Below are 22,101 nucleotides of genomic sequence, written 5' to 3'. Positions count from 1 at the left end.
TTAGACCTTAGAATATATGTTGGGAGGGAGTTGCACTCCCGACCAAGTTTACCATGAATCTGTAACTTGCAACCTTCAACCTTCTAAAAATGGTTCACAAAAAAGCTTATATCCATGAATCCTCCTACGTAGATGAGGGAGCTGCGATCGGGAGCGGAACAAAGGTCTGGCATTTTTGTCATATAATGGGGAAGGCACAGATTGGCAGCAATTGCACCCTGGGACAAAATGTGTTTGTTGGGGATCATGTTGAAATAGGTGATCGCGTTAAAATTCAAAACAACGTCTCAGTCTACCAGGGTGTGATCTGTGAAGACGAAGTGTTCCTGGGTCCCTCCATGGTTTTTACCAACATCATTAATCCCCGCAGTGGGGTAGATCGCAGTAGTGAATACACTGAAACCAGGGTTAAAAAGGGAGCCACCATTGGTGCCAATGTAACGATAGTCTGTGGAAATACGATCGGATCATACGCCTTCATAGGAGCCGGGGCGGTAGTGACAAAAGATGTCCCTGATTACGCCCTGGCGGTTGGAAACCCCGCCCGACAAATCGGATGGATGAGCAGACATGGACATCGGTTGGAGTTTGATGAGAAAAACCGGGCCACCTGTCCGAAGTCGGGCGAAAAATATAGGCTAAAAGATGGGGAAGTCGAACTGATTAGTTAAAAGTTGAAGGTTGCAGGTTGAAGGTTATTAAAAACTCACAACATGTAACCTTCAACCTTCAACATTCAACATCTAACCTTCAACACTCAACGATAAAGCTGTGGCAACTATTAAAAAGTTTGAGGATCTGGAAATTTGGCAGGAATCCCGGATTTTGGTCAACAAAATTTATGAGCTTACAAGACAGGGAGAGTTTGACAAAGATTTTGGACTAAAAGACCAGGTACGCCGTTCGACAGTTTCAGTCATGAATAATATTAGTGAAGGCTTTGAGAGCAGAACGGTGAAACGTTTTATTGACTATCTAGGTCGTTCAAAAGCCTCATGTGGTGAAACAAGATCGATGTTATATGTAGCTTTAGATTGCAAATACATGACTGATGAACAATTTGATGAATGCTATAATCTTGCTACAAAAATATCCCGTAAGATATATCGATTTACCAAATACCTTGAAAAATATAAATCCAATGACAGAGTTTCTGAAGCAGTAACATCGTATAAAACCGATCTACAACCTGACGAATAGTCTTCCAACTTTTAACCTGCCAACATCAAACATTTAACTTTCAACCTTCAACAAAAAATGCCCGTTCCACTTTTCGATTCTACTCCCGATATCGAAGCACATTGGCAAGAATACAACCAGGCCATCCAGAAGGTGATGAAGCACGGCCAGTTTATCCTGGGTCCGGAAGTGGAAGAGTTTGAACAGAAAGCCGCCGAGTATTTGGGAGTAAAATATGCCATCGGTGTTAATTCCGGGACCGATGCATTGGTTATTGGTCTCCGTGCAGCGGGAGTAAAGCCGGGCGACGAAGTGATAACCACGCCCTTCTCTTTCTTTGCCACCGCCGAGTCAATTAGTAATTTAGGTGCCACACCCGTCTTTGTTGATATAGATCCAACAACCTTCAACCTTCAACCTTCAAACCTTCAACAAGCAATAACCGAAAAAACGAAAGCGATCCTACCCGTCCACCTGTTTGGACTGCCGGCAGAGATGGATGAAATAATAGAGATCGCTGAAAAGTATGATCTAAAAGTCATTGAGGATTGCGCCCAGTCGTTTGGCGCTACGTATAACGGACAGCAAACCGGGTCCATAGGGGACGTTGGCGCTTTCTCCTTCTTCCCAACCAAAAATCTGGGCGGCTTCGGCGATGGGGGACTTATTACAACTGGTGATGAAGAAATAGCCGAACTTTGTAAGAAATTGCGCGCCCATGGTTCCAAGAAGAAGTATCATAACGAAATGCTCGGCTACAACTCCCGCCTCGACACCATCCAGGGAGCAGTGCTTTTGGTCAAGCTCAAATACCTGGACGAAGCCAACCAACAGAGAAAAGAAATCGCCGATAGGTATTTTGAGGCGCTTAATGGTATTCCAGGTCTCAGGATACCCGTCTCTGTCACCCGTCACCCGTCACCCGTCTCCCACATATATCATCAATACACTATTCGGATCCTAAACGGTAACAGGGATCAGTTCCGCGAACAATTGAAAGAGAAAGGAATCAGCACCGGTGTCTATTATCCCGTCCCCCAGGACCAGCTGCCGATATATTCTGATCTAAACTACGAGTTGCCAAATTCCGAGCGAGCAGCTTCCGAAGTGTTGAGCCTGCCCATCTGGCCGGGGATGACCAGGGAGCATCAAGACGAGGTTATTTCTGAAGTCAAGGAACTCGCAGCAGAATCTTATTCTAAAAATATTGACAATTAGTGATATGCCAAGACTGGAAATCTACATTTTCGCTGACAGAACGCAGATGACACCGATTCGACAGGATATCCTCAGATGTATAGTATCACCTGTGAAAATCCGTGTTCCATCTAACCCGAAACAGTAATGTTGACATGACACTGGTTGTAAGCAGCAATAAAATGCGATTACTCTTCTTTATTACGATTATTTTCTATCTTGTAGAAACCGTTAATGCCCAAAATAACAACGAACCGGATGGCTTGGATGTAGAACTGCGTTCTTCCGTTTATACTGCAACCGAGGGAGAACTCCCGTTTTGGTTCTACTCCGGGGTTTATGGTACAGTGGACCCGGGAAGTACCAATTTTTTGAATGAAATTAGTTTCCAACAATCGATTATTGGGAATAGCAAAATTAGCCTTGATGCCGGTGGTAATGCCGTTCTTCGCTGGTCGGAAGACAGTACTATTTTATTTCCACAGCTGTACCTTACGGGCCGCGCTCTTGGGCTGAAGCTAGATATTGGTCGCTTTCCACAGCCAATTGGACTGAATAATCATGATCTGTCAGTCGGCTCCATGATGGTAAGTAGAAATGCCATGCCTGTGCCCAAGATTTCAATTTCTGTACCCGAGTTTCGAGACGTGCCACTGACCGATGGGTACCTGCAGTACAAGGGGATGTTCACTCACGGCTGGCTTGAGAAAGACCGTCACGTGGAAAGCCCGTATCTGCACCAAAAATATTTCTACCTGCGAGTGAACGTTGGGCCGCTTTCCGGGACGGGGGGCATCGTTCACAATGCCCAGTGGGGCGGTACCGATCCCGACCTGGGACGCCTGCCACAGTCTTTTAACGACTACATCCGCCTGGTAACCGGGCAGGGTGCAGATGCCAGCAGCAACGCCCCGGGAGGAGAGAAATCGAATGTGATAGGAAATTCGGTTGCGGCGTACGAATTTGGACTCCAGTACGATCACAATGAATACACCATCAACCTGACGCGGCTGTTCTACCTGGAGGATAAAGTTTCCACCCGGTTTCGGAGTCCCTGGGACGGAGTGTGGGGCGTGAACCTGGCATTCGATGACAAAACCCGGTGGTTGAACGCGGTAACCTACGAACATATCAACACTAAAAACCAGGATGCAAAATCCTGGGAGTTGATTGGACGGCGCGATTACTATGACAACTTTGTCTACAGCAGCGGGTGGACCTACGAAAACCGTACGCTGGGGATACCACTTATCATTTTTGACGGGAACACGATTAGCAACAACGTGCTGGTTGGGCACCATCTGGGGTTGAAAGGAAATGTTGGAGATGACCTGTTGAGCTGGCGCAGCCTTTTTACATGGTCAAGAAATTACGGAGTCCAGGATGACTGGGTGGAACGTAGTTCAGATTCAATTCCCAAAGACCGGGAGGATATTATTCCAAGGGAACAGTTCCAGAAGGATCAGTTGTCTTGGCTGTTGAGCCTGGAATACGATATCCAGAATGTGGACGGTTTATACCTAAACGTGAATTTAGCCGTTGATACCGGTGAGTTGTATAGTGATAACCTGGGGCTAATGATGGGGGTGACCTGGCGATAGGAGTCCCTTCTTGAGACCAATGTAAAATCCGAGGTCTTGCCCAAAAAGATTTTTCCCTCACGGTCGAAATGACGATCTGATTGGCCGGGGCTTGGTTCTTGTCTGCTGCCCGTCCTCTAAATATTATGCCTCTACCCATCAACCGTCATCTCGACCGGAGCCTGCGGAGGGAGAGATCTTTCATAGACAAGGGTAAATATGGGAAGGTGCAGCCTGCCGGTCTAAGCTAATCGCTGAGACGTTGAAGCGTTGAACTGTTGAGTTGTTTAAGTCCTTACCTTCTAATATCGAGCAATAATTCTATTCTTCCGGCCTTTGATTCATGAACCGCCAGGAGCAAAATGCAGCCTAGGTTAATGAATCATTAGCCGGCGATTTTTTTCGTTTAGTTCTTCAGTCCGACCACTGGCGGATTTCATCGCTGAAAAAATGAACACCATAATAAGGATAAGAGTCACCTAATCGATTTTGAGCTAATCCCCTTTAAAGAAATTATTTTGGCTTGGCCCGAGAACTAGGTCACATGATCATAAAATCTTCCTGCTTTCCTCCGTACACAAAAATCCGTATCATAGGTGGCTATTAAAATTGAGTTGGAAGGCGATTCAATTCAATTCTTAATTCTTCATTTTTAATTCCTAATTCTTAACGCTCTGAGCGACGAAAAATCACATAACGACAACTCATCTCATCCTGAGAAGAAGCGGAAGAAAAACTCCGAGGAATTTCCCCTGCAAGAATACCGCTTGGTACCCGTAGAAGAATGGGAAGAACGGGAGGACGATGAAAGAGAAATCGATCTTGTAGAATTGGCCCAGCACATCTGGAGCAAACGCCTGTTTATAGCCAAGGTAACGGGTGTTTTTGTTGTTATTGGATTGCTGGTTGCGTTATTGAGTCCAAAGGAATATCAGACGGATGCCACTCTGTTACCTGAGACACCCTCAACACAAAGTGGAGCCAGCGGTTTGCTGCAACAATATGGTGGACTTCTGGGCATGAGTGGGAGCAGCCTGAACCTGGATCAAGAGGGGATGATTCCTCCCACCTTGTACCCGCAGATTGTGCAAAGCCTACCCTTCCAATTGGAGCTTTTGAATAAGAAAGTACATTTCGCCGAGTTTGATACGACAACAACTGTCTACGCTTTTTTTGATGAAGTATATACCCCTTCTGTGTTTTCTTATGTGTTGGAATATACTATAGGTCTGCCGGGAAAAGTTATCGGTCTTTTCAAACCTGAAGCGCCCGAACAACCTTTGCCCAGGGGGTTTGCTGCAGATTCTGTAGTGTCGGTGACGAAAGACCAGATGGAGGTGATCGAAAACATGCAGGAGCGGGTGACGGTGTCGCTGAACGAGGAATCCGGCGTCATCAACCTGAATGTGGAGATGCCCGACCCCAATGCCGCAGCGCAGGTGGGCAAGACGAGCATCGTCCTACTCAAGGAGTATATGACCAACTACCGCACTCGCAAAGCACAGGAAGATCTGGAACATGCACGGCAGCAACTTGAGGAGGTTCGGCAGCGGTTTGAGGAAGCACAGACTCAGTTAGCAGAGTTCCGTGACAGTAACGTAAATTTGGCCACAGCCCAAGCCCAAACCCGTGAGCAGCGTCTGCAGTCTGAGTATGATATTGCTTTTAACGTCTACAATTCCCTGGCCCAGCGAGTGGAACAGGCCAAGCTGAAGGTTCAGGAGCAGACGCCGGTGGTAAGTATTTTGCAGCCGGTACAGGTGCCGATAGAGAAGAGTAGCCCACAACGTTTGTATTTAATATTAAGCTTATTTTTTATCGGTTCTATAACATCAGTTACATATATAGTCATAAAATCAATTTACAGAATAAAGTATGATAGGTAATTCAGTATTAATTACAGGCGGAACAGGTTCATTTGGTAACAAGTTCGTAGAAACTATCTTAGATCGATATCCTGATGTAAAACGTCTTGTAATTTATTCCAGGGATGAGATGAAGCAGTTCCGTATGTCACAGAAATTTTCAAAGGAAGATTATCCTTGCCTTAGATATTTTATTGGTGATGTGCGCGATGAAAAGCGTCTAAAAAGAGCCTGTGAGGGCATTGATACCATTATTCATGCCGCTGCTTTGAAACAGGTACCAGCTGCAGAGTACAATCCCATGGAAGCAATAAAGACGAATGTATTGGGAGCGGAAAATGTAATTAACGCTGCTATGGATTGTGGGGTAAAAAAAGTAGTTGCACTTTCTACTGACAAAGCAGCTGCACCAATTAATTTATATGGTGCAACGAAACTTTGTTCTGACAAATTATTTATTGCTGCAAATAATATGAAAGGTAAGCGAGATTTAACTTTCAATGTCGTTCGCTACGGAAACGTAATGGGATCTCGTGGCTCTGTAATGCCCTTTTTTATAGAAAAAAGAGAAGAAGGAATTTTGCCAATTACCGACAAGCGTATGACGCGCTTTAACATTTCTCTGCAAGATGGGGTTGATTTAGTCATGTATGCTCTTGAACATGGATGGGGTGGGGAATTATTTGTGCCAAAGATTCCATCTTATAAAATCACCGATTTAGCTGAAGCTATCGGTCCAAATTGTGAGCATAAAGAAGTAGGTATTAGACCAGGCGAAAAAATCCATGAAGAGATGATTACAGCCCCTGACTCTTTCAATACAGTAGATTTGGGTAAATATTATGCGATTCTACCTACAAAACCGGTTTGGGATAAAGAAAAATTTATTGATCACTTTGATGCTGAATTTGTAGAACCAGGTTTTACATATAATTCGGGTGAAAATGATGAATGGGAAACGGTCGAATCACTTCGGGAAAAAATTAAAAAATATGTCGATTCTACTTTTTCTGTTAATGGTCAAACTAAATAGTGGAACAGGGCTTGATGAGTAATAAGACAATGGGGCCGATACCGTATGGGACTCAACACATCACGGAAGAAGATATTGAAGCCGTTACCGAAACGTTAAAGGCTGATTACCTCACACAGGGACCAAAGGTTACAGATTTTGAGGAAGCTTTTGCTGATTATATAGGAAGCGATTATGCGGTAGCCGTTTCCAACGGGACGGCGGCCCTGCATCTCGGTGTGTTGGCATTGGGAGTCGAACCCGGACAGAAAGTCATAACAACGCCCATTACGTTTTCGGCCTCGGCCAATTGCGTAAGATATGCAGGTGGAGAAGTTGATTTTGTGGATATTGATCCTGAAACTTTTTTGATTGATCTCGATCTTGTAGAACGGAAACTTAGGGATTCTGAGCTGGGAGAGTATGCCGGTATTATTCCGGTTGATTTTACCGGCCTGGCTGTCGATATAGAACGGCTTAGATCTATTGCAGACCAGTATGGTCTTTGGATACTGGAAGATGCCTGCCATGCGCCCGGAGGAAGTTTTGAAAACAGCGAGGGTGAAGCAGTAAACTGCGGAGATTGTCGATATGCTGAAGCAGCTATTTTTTCGTTTCACCCAGTCAAACATATTGCAGCCGGTGAAGGGGGGATGATCACGACCAATAGTGAAGAACTTAAAAAACAGTTAGATATTCTGCGTACGCATGGAATAACCAAAGAGCCTGAACGACTCCAGGAGAACCACGGTGGATGGTATTATGAAATGCAGCAACTTGGTTATAATTATCGCCTGACCGATATTCAGTCTTCGTTGGGACTGTCACAACTGAAAAGAGCTGATGAAGGCCTTTTAAGACGAAGAAGGATTGCAAAAAAATATGATCTGGCATTTTCTGATCTTGATACGATCACTACACAAAAGGTCTCAGAAAACGAGCGAGACAATCATCACGGTTTCCACTTATATGTTATACAGGTAGATAACCGTAAGGAAGTTTATGACTATCTGCGAAAGCATCAGATCTACAGCCAGATTCACTACATACCAGTGCATCTACTTCCGTATTACCGACAGTTTGGATGGAATAAAGGAGATTTCCCCAAAGCGGAACAATATTACGAGCGATGCATCAGTCTTCCCATGTATCCAACCTTAACTGATGAGCAACAGGAATTTGTCATTGAGAAAGTACTCGATGTAGTAGAATGAAGAACTTAGCTATTATACCGGCCCGGGGGGGGAGCAAGCGCATTCCCCGAAAAAATATCAAAGATTTTTTGGGAAAACCTATTATCGCCTATTCTATTGAAACTGCTCTCGAAAGTGGGCTCTTTGACGAGGTGATGGTTTCAACGGATGATGAGGAGATCGCTGACGTAGCCAAAGAATATGGTGCAAAGGTTCCGTTTATGCGATCGGAAGAAAATGCTGATGATCATGCGACTTTAGCTGATGTGATTGATGAGGTTAAGGAGTCTTACGTTAGAGCAGACCGAAGCTTTGAGTATATTTGTTGCATTTTAGCTACCGCGCCATTTATTGATGCAGATTTGTTGGAAAAAGGGTTAAAAATATTCAAGAAAAGCCGCGCGGATTCAGTCAAACCCGTCGTTCGATTTAGTTACCCTATTCAAAGAGCGGTACGTATGAATCAGGAAGGATTATTACAAATGTTCCAGCCTGAACATGAAAAAACCAGATCACAGGATTTAGAACCCGCATACCGTGATGCGGGGCAGTTTTATTGGTGCCGATATAAAACCGGTATGAGGGGCAATAAGAAAATTGGTTTTGAGGTATCAGAATTGCTTGTTCAGGATATTGATACCCATGAAGATTGGGAAATTGCTAAAATAAAGTATTTATGGAAAAAACAGAGGAACTGAATATTCTTATTTCTTCAGCTGGAAGGCAACTACCCTTGGTAAAAGCATTTGTCAAGGCAATAGATGGTAGTGGTAAAATTATAGTAGCAGATAGCAACCCTTATGTTTCATCAGGTACTGCAGCTGATCTTTCAATTGTTAGTCCAAAATTTTCCACACAGGAATATAAGAACTGGTGTCTTGACGTCTGTATGAAATATGGTGTTGGGCTATGGATTTCTCTTCATGAAGAGGAATTAGTTGAGTTGGAAGACTTACGGCAGCAAATGAATGAATTAGATTGCCTGCTTATTGGAGCTCCAACTGAGCATTTAAGACATACTATGGATAAATACAGTTATCCAAGCTTTCTGAAAGAATTTAACATTTTAGTACCTAAAACATGGATTTTAAAAGATTTAAATAGTGAGTTGTCATTACCTCCAGGCAAATATATTATAAAGATGCGAAAAGGAAGAGGCTCAAAGGGCATAATCAGGGTAGAAAATACCCAAGAATTATTGAATATTGCTAAAGAAAAAAAATATTCAGAAGATTGGGTTGCCCAAGAAGTAATTGAAGGAGAAGTTTATTGTGTTGATGTAATTAATGATCTCAACAGGGATTTTAGCAGTTGCTTAGTCAGGAAACGACTTGTTATGGGAGGGCAAGAGACTGATGTGGCAGAGACCGTTATAAATGATGATATAAATCAGATTGCACAAAGACTTTCTAAAGCAATTATGCATCAGGGTTGTGCTGATGTGGATATTATCAAGAAAGATGAAAAGTACTATGTGATAGATATTAATGTGCGCTTCGGTGGCTCACATATTTTTAGCATGGCAGCAGGAGCTAATATTCCTGCCGCGATAATTGCATGGAGGACTGGAAAAAATGTAAACTCAGACTGGTTACGGCATGATACAGGAAATATATTCACTCGCTATTCAAATGTAGTACCCTATACAAAAAATTATTCTAATTGTTAAAATGGATATACCTGAAAGTGTTTTTTTTAGAGTTGACGCTAGTAATGATGTTGGAATGGGACATGCAAGAAGATGTTTGGTGATTGCTAAAGAAGTTATGGAACAATATCAAGGTAAAGTCATTTTTCTCTCCAATCAATTACCAGCATCCTTTGAAAAAGAAATCCTGTCATTAGGTATTGAAGTTATTTATAAAGATTACCCTGGCCAATCTGAAGTTGAATTTATTTCAAATGCAACTGTAGAAAAGGAGATAAATGTAATAGTCATTGATAGTTATGATAATATATTTTACAAACCGGGCTTTCAGAAAGCTATAATAAATGATTTTAATCGATTGGCCTACATAACTTTCGATTCAGAACCACACTATTATGCCCATGTTTTGCACAACCAAAATCCTTTATCACATGTGCAACATTACAGAACAGAATCTTATACAAAATGCTTGTTTGGCCTACAGAACTTAATTTTAGATAGAAAGTTTAGAGATGTGGCTACTTCTATTCAACCAGTTGATGAAAATAAGGATCTTAGAACCTGTCTTTTAACCTTTGGAGGATCAGATCCTAATAATCTTACTGTAAAAGTATTAGAAGCCATTGAAAGTATGAATTTCCAATTCGAGACTTGCAAAGTTGTCATCGGGGCGATGTATAATCATACTGAATCTTTAAAAAGGTTTATAAACTCCTCAACACTGCATATAAAGTTATTTCAAGATGTCGATAACATGCAGGAACTGATGTGTAGCTGTGATGTTGCATTTGTATCAGGAGGTACTACTAACTGGGAATTAGGTGCACTTAACAAACCATTTATAGTTTTTCCGGCGGGGAAAAGAGAATATCAAAGTGCAAATTTTTTAAATCAAAGAGGGCTTGCACAGCTTGTAGAAGACCCACTTTCGTTAAACACCGAACAATTGGGTACCCGTATTAATCAATTACTTAAGAATGACATAAGATCGATGGCAGCTTCTCTTAAGAAAAAAATAAACATTGACGGTGTTACTAATCTTGTAAGAGAACTATTATCTAGCTTGTAATTAATACATGTCAAACTCATCTCATAAGATAAATAGAAGAAGTTAAGAATATAGTTTTAAGACATTATATGACTTCTTAACACCTTAGTTTTGATATTTATCTTAAACACTTAGGATCATAGATTTAACATATAAAAAAGAAGTAGAATGCCTCCCGAGAAAGACCCTTACATAGAAAAAGTCTTAAGACTGATTAATAGTAGTTTAGCAGGCCCTGAAGAATTTTTGATTAACGACGAGTTTAAAGAACCACAACTCCCAATAATTTTCGTGATTGGAGTACAACGATCAGGAACAACGATTTTGACTCAATCTCTTGCCACACTTTACTCACTATCGTACCCTTCAAATTTAATTGCTAGGTTTTGGCGTGCACCATACTTAGGAGCGATAATAAGCAAGTCACTAGAATTAAATAACGAATCTATTGGTTTCAACTCGAAATTTGGAGCCACACAGGGAGTCAAGGGTCCTCACGAATTTAGTTATTTCTGGAGACACTGGTTTCCCGAGTCGGCTACTCTCGCAAAAGCATGGGATATGCCGCCAAGTCATGAAAAGCAATTGAAAAAACATCTTGCAGCATGGCAGTCTGTTAATGAGGAGCCTCTTCTTTTTAAAAACTTGCTTGAGGTAATTCCTAATATAGTTAACCTTAGCAAAATGTTTCCTCCCGCAATTTTTCTGAATATTGTACGTGAAGATTTGTACGTAGTTCAGTCTACTTATGAGTCTAGAAAAAAATATAATGGGGACTATAGTTCATGGTTTGGTATACGCCCTAGAAACTATAAGCAAATTATGGAAATAGAGGATCCGTTAATTCAGTGTACAGAACAAGTATTTTATATTAAAAAAGATATTTCTGATGCACTTTCCACTCTTCCTGATGAGAGGTACTTGACGTTAAAATATGAAGATTTTGTTAGTGATACTGAATCTGTTATAGACCTGCTAAACTCAAAATTCAACTTACATCTTTGGAATAATGATGAAAAACGAATTGAAGATCTAAAATTGAAATCCGGTAACAAAATCAGGTTAGATACGCCTGATGTTCAAAAAGTAGAATCACACCTGAAAGCGTTATCAGAGCGCCATAGTTAAAAAAAAACGAATATTTATGGAAATGGACCGCCAAACAATTGAATTATTAGAAAAAGAATATGGAGACGCTTTCTATGTATTTGATGAAGATAAATATATCTCAAACTTAAATGAAGTTAAGACAGCCTTTGAAGATATTTATTCGAATATTGGTCTAGCTTACTCTTTCAAAACGAACTATATGCCACGAATCTGTCAAATTGCAAAAGATAAGGGCGTACTGGCTGAGGTTGTCTCTAAAATGGAATATGAGCTTGCACTGAAAGTAGGTTATTCTCCTAATGAAATTATTTTCAATGGGCCCATCAAAAAAAAGGAGATACTCTTCCGAGCATTTGAGAATAATTCAATTGTACATTTTGACAACGAGGATGAAATTGACTGTCTTGAAGAATTTCTAATTAACCATCCAGAAAAAACTGTTCGGTGTGCTGTCAGGTGCAATTTTGCATTAAAGGGAGAAGAAACATCGAGATTCGGAATTAACGCTGAAGACGATAATATTGAAAGAGTATATAAAAGACTTTTTCAATTGAAAGGCTGTAAACCTATTGGCATCCATTGCCATTTTTCAACCTCTACCAGAAGTTTAAAAAGCTATACAGAAAGAACGAGGAAAATTATTACGGTGGCTAAAAAAGTTTTTGACAAACACCCCTGTAAATATATAGATATAGGTGGAGGATATTTTGGTAACATGTCCGAAGAGATGAAAGCTCAATTTTCATGTAAGGTACCTGATTTCAAAGAATATGCAGAATCCATCTGTAATGAAATGGTTCAAAGCTTTCCTGACCAAAAAGTTAAACTCATCTTAGAGCCGGGAACAATGGTAGTGGCAGATACGGTCAAGTTTTATTGTAAGGTAAACAATGTAAAGAATATACGTGGTAATGATATTGTTATGGTCCATGGAAGCATCCATAATACTAAGCCCATGGGTAGATCCAGAATTTTGCCACCTTACAGACTAATACCTATGCATAAAGGCAAAAAGTATTTCGTGAATAGTGCTGACATAACCGGCTACACATGTATTGAGGATGATATATTGGCATATGATGTCAGTGGAGAAATTGCAGTGGGGGACTTTATTGAGTTTAGTAATGTTGGCGCTTACAGTCTTATGTATAAACCTCCCTTCATCAAAGGGCAACCATACATACTCTCAAAAAGGAATAATCAGTACATTACTATCAAGAGAGATGAATTAATGGAAGACATATTCTCGCTTTATGTCTTTTAAACAGAAATATCTACTAACTTTAATCAATAATGGGTAGCAAAACTTTTATTATTGCCGAACTATCAGCCAATCATAACAACGACTTTGATATTGCTGTAAAAACTATTAGAGCAATGGCAGATGCTGGTGCAGACGCCGTTAAAGTTCAAACATATACTGCCGATTCTTTATCGATAGATGTAGAAAATGAATACTTCAAACCCATGGAGTCAGGATTGTGGGAGGGATACCGCCCATATGAACTATACCAAGAAGCATCAATGCCCTATGAATGGCAACTAAAACTGCAGGAAGTGGCTCAAGAGGTAGGGCTGGAATTCTTTAGCTCACCATTCGATAAAGAGGGAATTGATTTCTTGGAATCTTTGGATGTACCAAAGTATAAAATTGCCTCTATGGAGATTACAGATACTCCACTCATAAAATATGCCGCATCCAAAGGCAAACCGATGATTATATCTACAGGATTGGCAGAAGTTGAAGATATTGAGTTGGCTGTAAATACTTGTCGGGAAGTAGGCAATGATGATATCACACTTCTTAAGTGTACATCTGATTATCCGGCCACTATTGAAGATGCGAATTTGCGGACTATTCCCGATATGAAGGAACGGTTTGGTGTGCATGTTGGTGTATCAGATCATACGATGGGAAGCACAGTACCGGTTGTTGCTGTTAGTTTGGGAGCAAAAGTTATTGAAAAGCATTTTATTTTAGACCGTTCACTGGGCGGACCCGATGCTGGATTTTCCATGGAGCCGGATGAGTTTAAACAAATGGTTAGAGATGTGAGAAATGTAGAGAAAGCACTGGGAAAAGTGAGCTATGAGGTCAGCGAAAAAGATAAACTTCGAAGGCGTTCGTTGTTTGCTGTAAAAGATATTAAACCAGGTGAAAAGGTGACTGAACAAAATATGCGAAGTGTACGACCCGGGCATGGTATTCATCCCAAGTATTTTGATCAGATTTTAGGCAAAAAAGCAAAACAAAAAATTAATAAAGGGGATCCTCTCTTAGGTAAATATTTTGAGTGGTTATGAAGGGAGGAATTAACTTTCTTATCAGAGGCACAACACTTGCCGCAAAGTTTTTTTTCTTGATTTTTTTAGCCAAAGTTTATGAAGAGAGAGTCTTGGGATTATATAGTTTGGCCTATTCTACTATACTATTGGTAAGGTTTATTTTAGGCTTTGAATATTACACATATACAGGGCGCATTATATCTAAAACTAATAACAAAAAAAGGATTGGGATCGTTATAAGCGATCACTTTGGGTTTTTATTCATTTCTACTTTCATTGCAGCATTTATTTACCTTCTGGTATTGTTTTTTCCAACTGTATTAGATGATTATCTGATCATACTATTATTTATCGTCATATTTGAAATATGGGGCAACGAAATTTATCGTCTTTTAATATACATGGATCAACAGATTCGAGCATCTGTGTTGATGTTGGTTAGAAGTGGTTTATGGATGTTTGTATTAATTGGAATTTATATAATTTTTGGCAAAAGTTATTCGTTAGAGACAATATTCAATTATTGGTTGGTATTTGCATTAGTTTCTTGTGCGGTTGGTATTCCGATCATTAATAAGATTACTGATGGAGTTAGTATCAAGCTATTAACACCCATGCAGTATTACAACCGGATTAAAAAAGCTTTTTATCTATTTGTTAATACTGTAAGTCACAGACTTATCCTTACAATTGATAAGTATATGGTGACTTATTTTGTTGGAGTGGAAGCAACTGGTATCTATTCATTTTATGTAGGAGTGGCAGCCTCTCTTAATTCGATGATTGATGCTGGAGTAACATCTATATATTATCCTAGATTAATTAGTACTTACTATTCTAATCTGAAAAGGTTTACTCGAATTAGGAAAAAGTTTAAATTCCGATTACTTTTTTTATCTATTGCTCTAATTATTGCGTATGGAATTTTGATTTATCCGATTATAATATTCATAGATAAATCATCGTATGTTCATTTTCTCTATGTATTTTATCTGTTATTAATTTCATTTGGGCTCCTCTCAATAAGTAGTCTTTTTCATTACGATTTATATGTGCCAGGCCATGACTTCAAAATTGGCATGACGTCTTTCATCGGTACCGTTTTCTTTCTCATATCAGGATTTGTGTTCCCTATTTATTTGGGAATGTTTGGAGTAGCGTTAAGTTTATTTTTATCATTTATTACAATTGGAATTTTGAAATATCTTATAAGACCAAATGGCAAAAATTTTATTTTCAGAAGTAAGAACTAAATCTTTCTTATATGATGAGATATCAGCTGCTTTATTAGAGGAAGGACATGAAATAATATGGATAGTACAAAATCACCTTTTTAAACCTGAAAATTTTAGCAAAGTATATTGTATTGATTATCCTCAAAAAAAGGATATTAGGAGAGCTAAGCAGATAGAAGTAGATTCGGATATTATTGAGAGAGTAAAAAAATCAGATAGGATGCTCAATTACTTCAGCAAAAATGCTAATCACTATCCTTATTATTTTGATAAAATCCGAACTATTTTGAGTGAGGAAAGACCCGATATTGTCTTTGGTGAATTGGGCAACTTTCATACACATTTCATTTGTTTATTGGCAAGAAAGATGGAAATACCTTACTACGATATTGAGACCTCAAGATATCCAAACCAACGCTTTTCTTTCCATCTATACGATAAATATTGCCCAATAGAAATAAGCCCAAATGAGAAGGTTGAACAAGATTTCATCAAGAATTTTTTAGGAGCTGTAAATAACAGGAATATAGTTCCTGATTATATGGATAAAAATAGTGACAAACTTTTTGTAAAGATATGGATTCAATTAAAATATCGTATAAAACTTTTAATTGAATATATTCGGGGCGAAAAGTTTTCTACGGTTTCTCCTTTAGTATTCATGTACAGAAAGTTTGCTACAAAGGTGAAATATACTAGATTTAAAAAGACAGCCGTACCTTTAGGTAAGGTTCAGAATCTAAAGAGTAAAGGGACGAAAGTTTTACTGTATCCCATGCAAATGCAGCCAGAATTTAATTTAGATGTCTGGGGAGTTGAGTATCGTGATCAAGGCAATACAATAAAAAAAATTTCTAATGCTCTTCCTGAAAATTGGCAATTAGTGGTAAAACTTAATCCTAAGTGTAGGGAAGATTTAAATATGAATACACTTGAAGGAATTCAGTCAAGAGAGAATATTAGTTTACTCGATCCCTCAGTTGGGATGAGAAAAATTGATAAACTGAGTGATTGTGTGATATCCGTAACAGGGACAGTAGTCTTAGAAAGAGTGTTTAATCGGAAACCTGTAATAGCTCTAGGTGATACTTTCTTAAGTAGAGAAAATCTTGTTGTTAAGCTAAATAATTTTGATGAATTATCTAATTATTTGGAAAAATTATCTGAGATAGAGAGTAAACAAGCATCCCCTGAAATATTATTTCAAGAATTGATAAATCGGAGTTTGGAGGGCTGGATAACAGAGCCGTTAAATAATCCGTCTGTATTACAAAAAGAAAATATAAGTAAGATCGTATCAGGTATTAATAAGGTTATAAAAAAGAATGTCGATAGTCCATCATAAAATTAGATTTCTATCTCCTGTAAGCACTTTATTATTAGGAAATCTATTTTTTATCGTTATATTTCTGATCTCCCCGACTAAAGTGTATTATCCCCCATCAATTGGTGCAATTCTTTTTTATATATTTGCTAATATTATTTTTTCTATCTTTTTGGCCTTTAGCTTTAGGTTTAAGCTAACATATAGAAAGTCAATAACATTAATTTTTGATTCCCAAAAAGTTGAAAAGTATTTAAAAACAGCTTTAATAATTGTTTGTATCGGGATTATATTTAGACTTCTTGATAGGTTTTATGTTAGGGGATTAGATTTGTTTATGTCTTCCTTTGAAAGGAAACAACTTATCCAATCTACAGATTCCTCCCTTTTTTCTGTTATTTCAGCTTTTATTTACCCAGCTGGTTTGTTTTTATATCCTTTAGTTCGATTGTTTAAAATAAAAAGTTTTTGGATTTGGTTGTTTTCAATATTGGTTTTTGTCTACCCATCTGTAGATGTCTTGCTAACTGGCAATAGAGGTGTGATGGTGGTAAGTACAGCACTATATGCAACTTATTTAATTTCTTTCAGAGATTTTGATAAGAAAAAGATGAAGTTATTATTGTTTTTATTAGTAGGTTTTGCTGCATTTTTGTTGTCATTATATATTTTTATTGAAAGGATTAGTTCCTATGGGTTTTCAACTTATTATACTGCGAATCATTCAGTTTATGCCTACACTATTAAGCCAAGTGATACTGTTAATCAAATATTAAAAGAAACAGGTTTATGGTCGACATTGACTTTTGCATACACTAATTTTACTCAATATTATTCTCATGGCTTTTTTGAATGGGCTTATTTATATGATCAGTTTCAGGAGTATAGCCATACTATGGGACTTTATACTTTCTATTTAGGAGGAAAATTTGTTGGGTTTATAACTAGGCAATCCATAGTTTTAGATCCTAGTAATATTCAGCCAAGGAGTGGAGTCTATACTACCTTTTTAGGTCCTTTATTCGTTGATTTTGGCTTTTTTATTTTTTGGATACTAGCGACTTTCGGGGTGATTATTAATGGGATAAGAAGATTTTTAACAAATGGAGAGGTTTGGTTATTTCCAATCTTCAATTATTTTTTAGTCGTTTTGTTTTTTTTCCCAGTAGTAAATCTTATTCAAAATGCCTTAGGGCTTTATATAATAGCTTCTTTCATTGTCCTGTATCTATTTCTAAGATTTACATTAAATAATTACGTGCAATGTATCGTAGGTAAGAAGATTAATTTAATAGTAGAATTTAGTGAGAACTTTAAGTGATAAAAAGCTTAATCAGTTTGTTAATGATTTTTTGGAGTCCGGTGAAATAATCAATGAGAATTGGATGCCTAATAAGGTTATCGGTATCAAAAATGCTGGAGATATCATAGGGAGAAAATTATTCAAATCTTTTAAGCAGAAAGATTTGAATAAAGAAATAAAATATGAGTCGATAGATTTTAGGCGTAGCACTACTTCTTTTAAAGAGAATTTTCTCAGGAATGGGTTATCCAAACTACCAACTTTCATGCTTACTCCTTTGAGGTTAATAGAAAACAAATTTTACTTGGTTAAAGATAAAATCTTTAATTCTAGTATGGAATTGCCTGAGAAAAAAGGGGCTGGAATTAAAATATTGCTTGTTGATGATGCCGTTGATACTGGAAATACTTTGATAAGATCTATCTTTTTTTTGAATGAAAAATATGAAAATCCAGATATAAAGATATTTTGTATAACTGTTACTTCTAATTCACCCAAGATAAAACCAGACTATAATTTATTTAATGAAAACATAATATTTCCATGGTCGATAGATTTCAAAAAAAAGAAGTAGCTGTATTTGATCTTGATGGGACCCTATTGATCAATAACTCTTATAAAGTTTTTTTATTTACATGGTTTATTTTTCTGATTTTGAATCGGAGAATTAGGACAGTACATCAGTTATTTTTAATTCTTAGAAAAAGATTAATCAAGAATAGTAATAGGGTTGCTACTAAACGCAAAGTGTTAGAGTTATACTTTAAAGATAGAAATGATTTATATGAAAAATATTTGACGAGTATTCTCTTTTTTTTCAGGAGAAAGTCTGTAGTAAAAAGATTAGAAGAGTTGAAAGGGGAATATATTATCATCTTGGCAACAGCAGCCTATTGTTTTTATGCTAAGCCATTGGCTAAGAAATTTGGAATATCAAAAATTGTTTGCAGTACTTATGGAGAGATGAAAAAAAATAAAGAGTGTAATGGATTAGAGAAACTCAAGAGAATTGAAGCAAACTATGGTTTTACTAAATTTAAATATTTATTTACTGATCATATAGATGATCTCCCAATAGCCAAAAAAACTAATCATGTTTTTTTAGTAAATCCTGCAGTTGATTCAAGAAAAAAGATGATTAGCTATTTTAAAAGTACTTCAAAACGGTTTGATATTTTATGAAAGCTATTGTCACCGGTGGATCCGGCTTTGTAGGAACCCATCTAATAAATCATTTATCAAATGAAAATGCCTATGAAAAGGTAATTATTCTAGATTTGGTACCTCCCACTGAAGAATTTCAAGAAGTAACTACTGATGTTAAATTTATACAGTGTGATATTCGCAAACCCATTGATCCGCCTCCACTTCAGGAGTTGGGTTGTGATGAGGATACCGTCATTTATAACCTGGCGGCTATTTGCCGTATTCCTGGGTTCCCAGAAATTGATTATTTCAGAACCAATATAAAGGGAGCAGAAAATGTATGCCAGTTAGCAGAAGAGTTGGGCTGTAGAAGAATGGTATTCACAAGTTCTGTTTCACCTTATGGCGCCTCAGAAGATCTTAAGACCGAAGAATCCATTCCGCAGCCAAAAGATCCATATGGCAGTTCCAAACTGGTTGCCGAGTATATACACAAAGGATGGCAGCTAAAAGAACCTGAAAACCGGATGCTCAGTATTCTTCGGCCGGGTATTATTTATGGAGAAGGGGAGCAGGCCAATTTTACCCGTCTATATGAATCACAGAAAAAAGGCTTTTTCGCATATCCGGGACGAAAAGATACCAAAAAAGCTTGTGTATATGTCAAAGATGTAGCCAGGGCATGTTACCATTTCAGTAAAAAAAGACAGGGACAACATCTTTATAATTTGGTCTATGAAGAAGCACCCGCAATAGAGAAAATTTGTCTTACACTGGCGGATCAGACAGATGCCAGAAAACCTTTGCTACTCATTCCTGGACCTCTTCTGATCTTCGCAGCTTATTGCATAATGATCCTGGGTAAGCTGATAGGAAAAGAATTTAATGGAATTCATCCAGACCGTGTCAGGAAGGTAATGATATCTACAAATATTTCAGGGAAAAAACTCTCTGAGTCAGATTTTCAACTCCAGTACAACTTAAAAGAGGGAATTAAAGATTGGTACAGTGATTGCAATGGCAAGTTAGCCTAAAAGAGAGGAGTAAGAAACCAGCTTTTTTTACTAGTTACTGCGTGCAGCGCTCCCGGCTTGATTATATGATAAAATATATTATCTCTGATTACAGCTCCAATAGTTATTAGCATTCCCACCGTGTATTACAATTAAGAGAAAATTAAATATCCTTTTGGGGGTATCCCCCTGTGATAAGTGTATGCATAGTGTCACCCAACATTAAGAAACCTTTAACTTTGAAACTATGAAACATTTTCCTATCATTGAATTTCTATTTTCTATTGGAGATTATTGGAACCTCAACTTAATAAAATATCCGTATTTGGCTTCTACAGATACTAACCGATAAATAAATAACATTATGAGAGGCAATTCCCGAGCATTATCCCTTGATAATGGAGAGGAGACTACAACTGTGAGAGAAAGCATTATGGTTCATACCGAACTTGATAATAATGCTCAATCTATCACCGAGAATGTTACTCCTCCACAATTTCACGTTCTTTCTAAGAAGCAATATCGCAGTAAACGTATACTAGACGTTATACTCTCAGGCATTGGTGTCCTGATAATGGCGCTGGTTTATCCGTTTATAGCTCTCGCAATTAAATTATCCTCACCCGGTCCTGTCATCTTTAAACAACAGCGAACAGGATTGAATGGCAATCCCTTTACCTGTTTCAAATTCCGTACAATGCATGTACTTCAGAGAAGAGAGCGGAATGGGAAACCTGACATTACACAAAAAGGAGATGCCCGTATATTTTGGTTCGGTAGCCTCTTGCGCAAGCTGAATTTAGATGAGCTTCCCCAGCTTTTTAATGTACTGAAAGGAGATATGAGCTTGGTCGGACCACGACCCTATCCCGTCCAGGAATGCGCCTACTGGAACTCCACCTTTGAAGACTTTTTCTACCGGTACTCCGTGAAGCCCGGAATCTCCGGGTTTGCCCAGGCTAAGGGATACCGTGGGGGAACACTTGATGAAGAACATATGCGCAAGCGCCTCGATTATGACCTGATCTATGTCCAGAAAAACTCCCTCTCCATGGATCTCAAGATTATTGGCAGGACAATACTGCAGATGATTCATCTCGATACCAATGGGCACTGAGGAGTAGTCGAAAGTAGGAAAGTCTAAAGTCAAAAGTTTGAAAGTTAGGGAGTTATTCTTTTTTTGCTCGTCTATATGATTAGACAATAAATGCTACTCCGAGTCCAGAGAATCCCTGCAAGTGGTTATGAGAGGATGACAGATGGTCAAAAGCAATAGGTTATCTATAAGCAGGAGAGAAGTTGAATTGAAAGTTGAGACGTTGAAGCGTGGAATTGTTGAGTTGTTGATGGTTCTCATCTCCCATATGGAGCTTTACATTTCTCATTTCTAATTTACCCATCCACCCTTTAAAATTTTTGTTGAAGAAAGTGCCCGAAATCGAAGCATGAAGAAACAATTCACCATTCTTAAATTTTCATTCCTAATTTTACCTTATCCGGCCTAGCGATTTATGAGCCGTCCCGGGCAAACGTAGCACAGGCGTTAAGAAAGAAATCTTGCTTCAGAGTTATTTTGAAAGCAGGATTGATGAAAACCTCATCCTCTGGGAAGAGTCTTGAAACGTGAAAATCTAGATTTCTTTTAGCCGAAGCGAAGTGCAGCCAGGCGAATAAATCCCAGTCGGTGATTTTTTTGATTCGTTTTTTTATCACTAAAAAAATGAATACTACAAAGGGATAAGACTCAAACCCGTTAATTAGGGCTTCCTCAGGCGAGTGCTAAGTCATTATTTACCAATACCTTGGGAGACTAAATTAGCGATTCAAATGCAAGATTTTTCCGCTATTTCCCAAAATACCTTGCATTTGATACGGTTGTGATAAACATTATGATTCTTAAAGATAAAAAATCATAACCGGTTAAAAGGGGTGTTCATTTTTTCGATGAGGAAAAAACGAACC

At 38.4% G+C, this 22,101-nt stretch carries 20 protein-coding genes; all 20 read left to right on the top strand.

Annotation, left to right across the window (positions count from 1 at the left end; translation table 11 throughout):
- The first annotated feature begins 89 nt into the window (after positions 1-89).
- The 20 genes from NC796_RS20450 to NC796_RS20355 all read left to right on the top strand — a co-directional run bounded on the left by NC796_RS20450 (position 90) and on the right by NC796_RS20355 (position 21,256).
- Entirely contained in the window at positions 90-671 is a 582-nt protein-coding gene (locus NC796_RS20450) for an acyltransferase (protein WP_310687291.1), read from the top strand.
- 100 nt (positions 672-771) lie between these two features.
- Positions 772-1,200 (top strand): four helix bundle protein, encoded by a 429-nt coding sequence (locus tag NC796_RS20445; protein ID WP_310687289.1) that lies wholly within the window; start codon positions 772-774, stop codon positions 1,198-1,200.
- Positions 1,201-1,257: 57 nt separating this feature from the next.
- Positions 1,258-2,397 (top strand): DegT/DnrJ/EryC1/StrS family aminotransferase, encoded by a 1,140-nt coding sequence (locus tag NC796_RS20440; protein WP_310687287.1) that lies wholly within the window; start codon positions 1,258-1,260, stop codon positions 2,395-2,397.
- Between the two features lie 134 nt (positions 2,398-2,531).
- Positions 2,532-3,977: a capsule assembly Wzi family protein gene (locus NC796_RS20435; protein ID WP_310687285.1), complete on the top strand. Its 1,446-nt coding sequence runs from the start codon at positions 2,532-2,534 to the stop codon at positions 3,975-3,977.
- 746 nt (positions 3,978-4,723) lie between these two features.
- Positions 4,724-5,842 carry a Wzz/FepE/Etk N-terminal domain-containing protein gene (locus NC796_RS20430; protein ID WP_310687284.1) on the top strand — a complete coding sequence of 373 codons (1,119 nt, stop codon included), beginning with the start codon at positions 4,724-4,726 and terminating at the stop codon, positions 5,840-5,842.
- On the top strand, positions 5,832-6,854 hold the full coding sequence (gene pseB / locus NC796_RS20425) for a UDP-N-acetylglucosamine 4,6-dehydratase (inverting) (protein WP_310687282.1): 1,023 nt from the start codon (positions 5,832-5,834) through the stop codon (positions 6,852-6,854). Before NC796_RS20430 ends, pseB begins: the two co-directional genes overlap by 11 nt.
- A gap of 14 nt (positions 6,855-6,868) precedes the next feature.
- The gene (pseC, locus tag NC796_RS20420; RefSeq protein ID WP_310687280.1) at positions 6,869-8,047 is read left to right on the top strand and encodes a UDP-4-amino-4,6-dideoxy-N-acetyl-beta-L-altrosamine transaminase; all 1,179 of its coding nucleotides are present in this window, start codon (positions 6,869-6,871) and stop codon (positions 8,045-8,047) included.
- Positions 8,044-8,724 carry a pseudaminic acid cytidylyltransferase gene (pseF, locus tag NC796_RS20415; RefSeq protein ID WP_310687278.1) on the top strand — a complete coding sequence of 227 codons (681 nt, stop codon included), beginning with the start codon at positions 8,044-8,046 and terminating at the stop codon, positions 8,722-8,724. Before pseC ends, pseF begins: the two co-directional genes overlap by 4 nt.
- Positions 8,703-9,695 (top strand): ATP-grasp domain-containing protein, encoded by a 993-nt coding sequence (locus tag NC796_RS20410; RefSeq protein WP_310687276.1) that lies wholly within the window; start codon positions 8,703-8,705, stop codon positions 9,693-9,695. The genes pseF and NC796_RS20410 overlap by 22 nt, the downstream gene beginning before the upstream one ends.
- A 1-nt stretch (position 9,696) precedes the next feature.
- Positions 9,697-10,743: a UDP-2,4-diacetamido-2,4,6-trideoxy-beta-L-altropyranose hydrolase gene (pseG, locus tag NC796_RS20405; RefSeq protein WP_310687275.1), complete on the top strand. Its 1,047-nt coding sequence runs from the start codon at positions 9,697-9,699 to the stop codon at positions 10,741-10,743.
- Positions 10,744-10,890: 147 nt separating this feature from the next.
- The gene (locus NC796_RS20400) at positions 10,891-11,850 is read left to right on the top strand and encodes a sulfotransferase (RefSeq protein ID WP_310687273.1); all 960 of its coding nucleotides are present in this window, start codon (positions 10,891-10,893) and stop codon (positions 11,848-11,850) included.
- A gap of 16 nt (positions 11,851-11,866) precedes the next feature.
- Entirely contained in the window at positions 11,867-13,096 is a 1,230-nt protein-coding gene (locus NC796_RS20395) for a hypothetical protein (RefSeq protein ID WP_310687271.1), read from the top strand.
- Between the two features lie 29 nt (positions 13,097-13,125).
- Positions 13,126-14,136 carry a pseudaminic acid synthase gene (gene pseI / locus NC796_RS20390; RefSeq protein WP_310687270.1) on the top strand — a complete coding sequence of 337 codons (1,011 nt, stop codon included), beginning with the start codon at positions 13,126-13,128 and terminating at the stop codon, positions 14,134-14,136.
- On the top strand, positions 14,133-15,371 hold the full coding sequence (locus tag NC796_RS20385; RefSeq protein WP_310687268.1) for a hypothetical protein: 1,239 nt from the start codon (positions 14,133-14,135) through the stop codon (positions 15,369-15,371). The genes pseI and NC796_RS20385 overlap by 4 nt, the downstream gene beginning before the upstream one ends.
- Entirely contained in the window at positions 15,337-16,698 is a 1,362-nt protein-coding gene (locus NC796_RS20380) for a hypothetical protein (RefSeq protein ID WP_310687266.1), read from the top strand. Before NC796_RS20385 ends, NC796_RS20380 begins: the two co-directional genes overlap by 35 nt.
- Entirely contained in the window at positions 16,679-17,998 is a 1,320-nt protein-coding gene (locus NC796_RS20375; protein ID WP_310687264.1) for an O-antigen polymerase, read from the top strand. The genes NC796_RS20380 and NC796_RS20375 overlap by 20 nt, the downstream gene beginning before the upstream one ends.
- Positions 17,982-18,554, top strand: a complete 573-nt coding sequence (locus tag NC796_RS20370) for a phosphoribosyltransferase family protein (protein WP_310687262.1) — start codon at positions 17,982-17,984, stop codon at positions 18,552-18,554. The genes NC796_RS20375 and NC796_RS20370 overlap by 17 nt, the downstream gene beginning before the upstream one ends.
- Positions 18,524-19,162 (top strand): HAD family hydrolase, encoded by a 639-nt coding sequence (locus NC796_RS20365; protein ID WP_310687261.1) that lies wholly within the window; start codon positions 18,524-18,526, stop codon positions 19,160-19,162. Before NC796_RS20370 ends, NC796_RS20365 begins: the two co-directional genes overlap by 31 nt.
- Positions 19,159-20,160 (top strand): NAD(P)-dependent oxidoreductase, encoded by a 1,002-nt coding sequence (locus NC796_RS20360; protein WP_310687260.1) that lies wholly within the window; start codon positions 19,159-19,161, stop codon positions 20,158-20,160. Before NC796_RS20365 ends, NC796_RS20360 begins: the two co-directional genes overlap by 4 nt.
- Positions 20,161-20,503: 343 nt before the next feature.
- Positions 20,504-21,256: a sugar transferase gene (locus tag NC796_RS20355; protein ID WP_310687259.1), complete on the top strand. Its 753-nt coding sequence runs from the start codon at positions 20,504-20,506 to the stop codon at positions 21,254-21,256.
- The last annotated feature ends 845 nt before the right edge of the window (positions 21,257-22,101 follow it).

It is taken from the genome of Aliifodinibius sp. S!AR15-10, assembly GCF_031569985.1.
Lineage (GTDB): Bacteria > Bacteroidota > Rhodothermia > Balneolales > Balneolaceae > JAMQKA01.
This window is presented reverse-complemented; position numbering and strand designations above follow the sequence as displayed.

Excerpts from the sequence above, each read along its gene's own strand:
- NC796_RS20450 (WP_310687291.1), top strand. The coding sequence starts at position 90 with ATGGTTCACAAAAAAGCTTATATCCATGAATCCTCCTACGTAGATGAG.
- NC796_RS20440 (WP_310687287.1), top strand. The coding sequence starts at position 1,258 with ATGCCCGTTCCACTTTTCGATTCTACTCCCGATATCGAAGCACATTGG.
- NC796_RS20435 (WP_310687285.1), top strand. The coding sequence starts at position 2,532 with ATGACACTGGTTGTAAGCAGCAATAAAATGCGATTACTCTTCTTTATT.
- pseB (WP_310687282.1), top strand. The coding sequence starts at position 5,832 with ATGATAGGTAATTCAGTATTAATTACAGGCGGAACAGGTTCATTTGGT.
- pseC (WP_310687280.1), top strand. The coding sequence starts at position 6,869 with ATGAGTAATAAGACAATGGGGCCGATACCGTATGGGACTCAACACATC.
- pseF (WP_310687278.1), top strand. The coding sequence starts at position 8,044 with ATGAAGAACTTAGCTATTATACCGGCCCGGGGGGGGAGCAAGCGCATT.
- NC796_RS20410 (WP_310687276.1), top strand. The coding sequence starts at position 8,703 with ATGGAAAAAACAGAGGAACTGAATATTCTTATTTCTTCAGCTGGAAGG.
- pseG (WP_310687275.1), top strand. The coding sequence starts at position 9,697 with ATGGATATACCTGAAAGTGTTTTTTTTAGAGTTGACGCTAGTAATGAT.
- NC796_RS20400 (WP_310687273.1), top strand. The coding sequence starts at position 10,891 with ATGCCTCCCGAGAAAGACCCTTACATAGAAAAAGTCTTAAGACTGATT.
- NC796_RS20395 (WP_310687271.1), top strand. The coding sequence starts at position 11,867 with ATGGAAATGGACCGCCAAACAATTGAATTATTAGAAAAAGAATATGGA.
- pseI (WP_310687270.1), top strand. The coding sequence starts at position 13,126 with ATGGGTAGCAAAACTTTTATTATTGCCGAACTATCAGCCAATCATAAC.
- NC796_RS20385 (WP_310687268.1), top strand. The coding sequence starts at position 14,133 with ATGAAGGGAGGAATTAACTTTCTTATCAGAGGCACAACACTTGCCGCA.
- NC796_RS20380 (WP_310687266.1), top strand. The coding sequence starts at position 15,337 with ATGGCAAAAATTTTATTTTCAGAAGTAAGAACTAAATCTTTCTTATAT.
- NC796_RS20375 (WP_310687264.1), top strand. The coding sequence starts at position 16,679 with ATGTCGATAGTCCATCATAAAATTAGATTTCTATCTCCTGTAAGCACT.
- NC796_RS20365 (WP_310687261.1), top strand. The coding sequence starts at position 18,524 with ATGGTCGATAGATTTCAAAAAAAAGAAGTAGCTGTATTTGATCTTGAT.
- NC796_RS20360 (WP_310687260.1), top strand. The coding sequence starts at position 19,159 with ATGAAAGCTATTGTCACCGGTGGATCCGGCTTTGTAGGAACCCATCTA.
- NC796_RS20355 (WP_310687259.1), top strand. The coding sequence starts at position 20,504 with ATGAGAGGCAATTCCCGAGCATTATCCCTTGATAATGGAGAGGAGACT.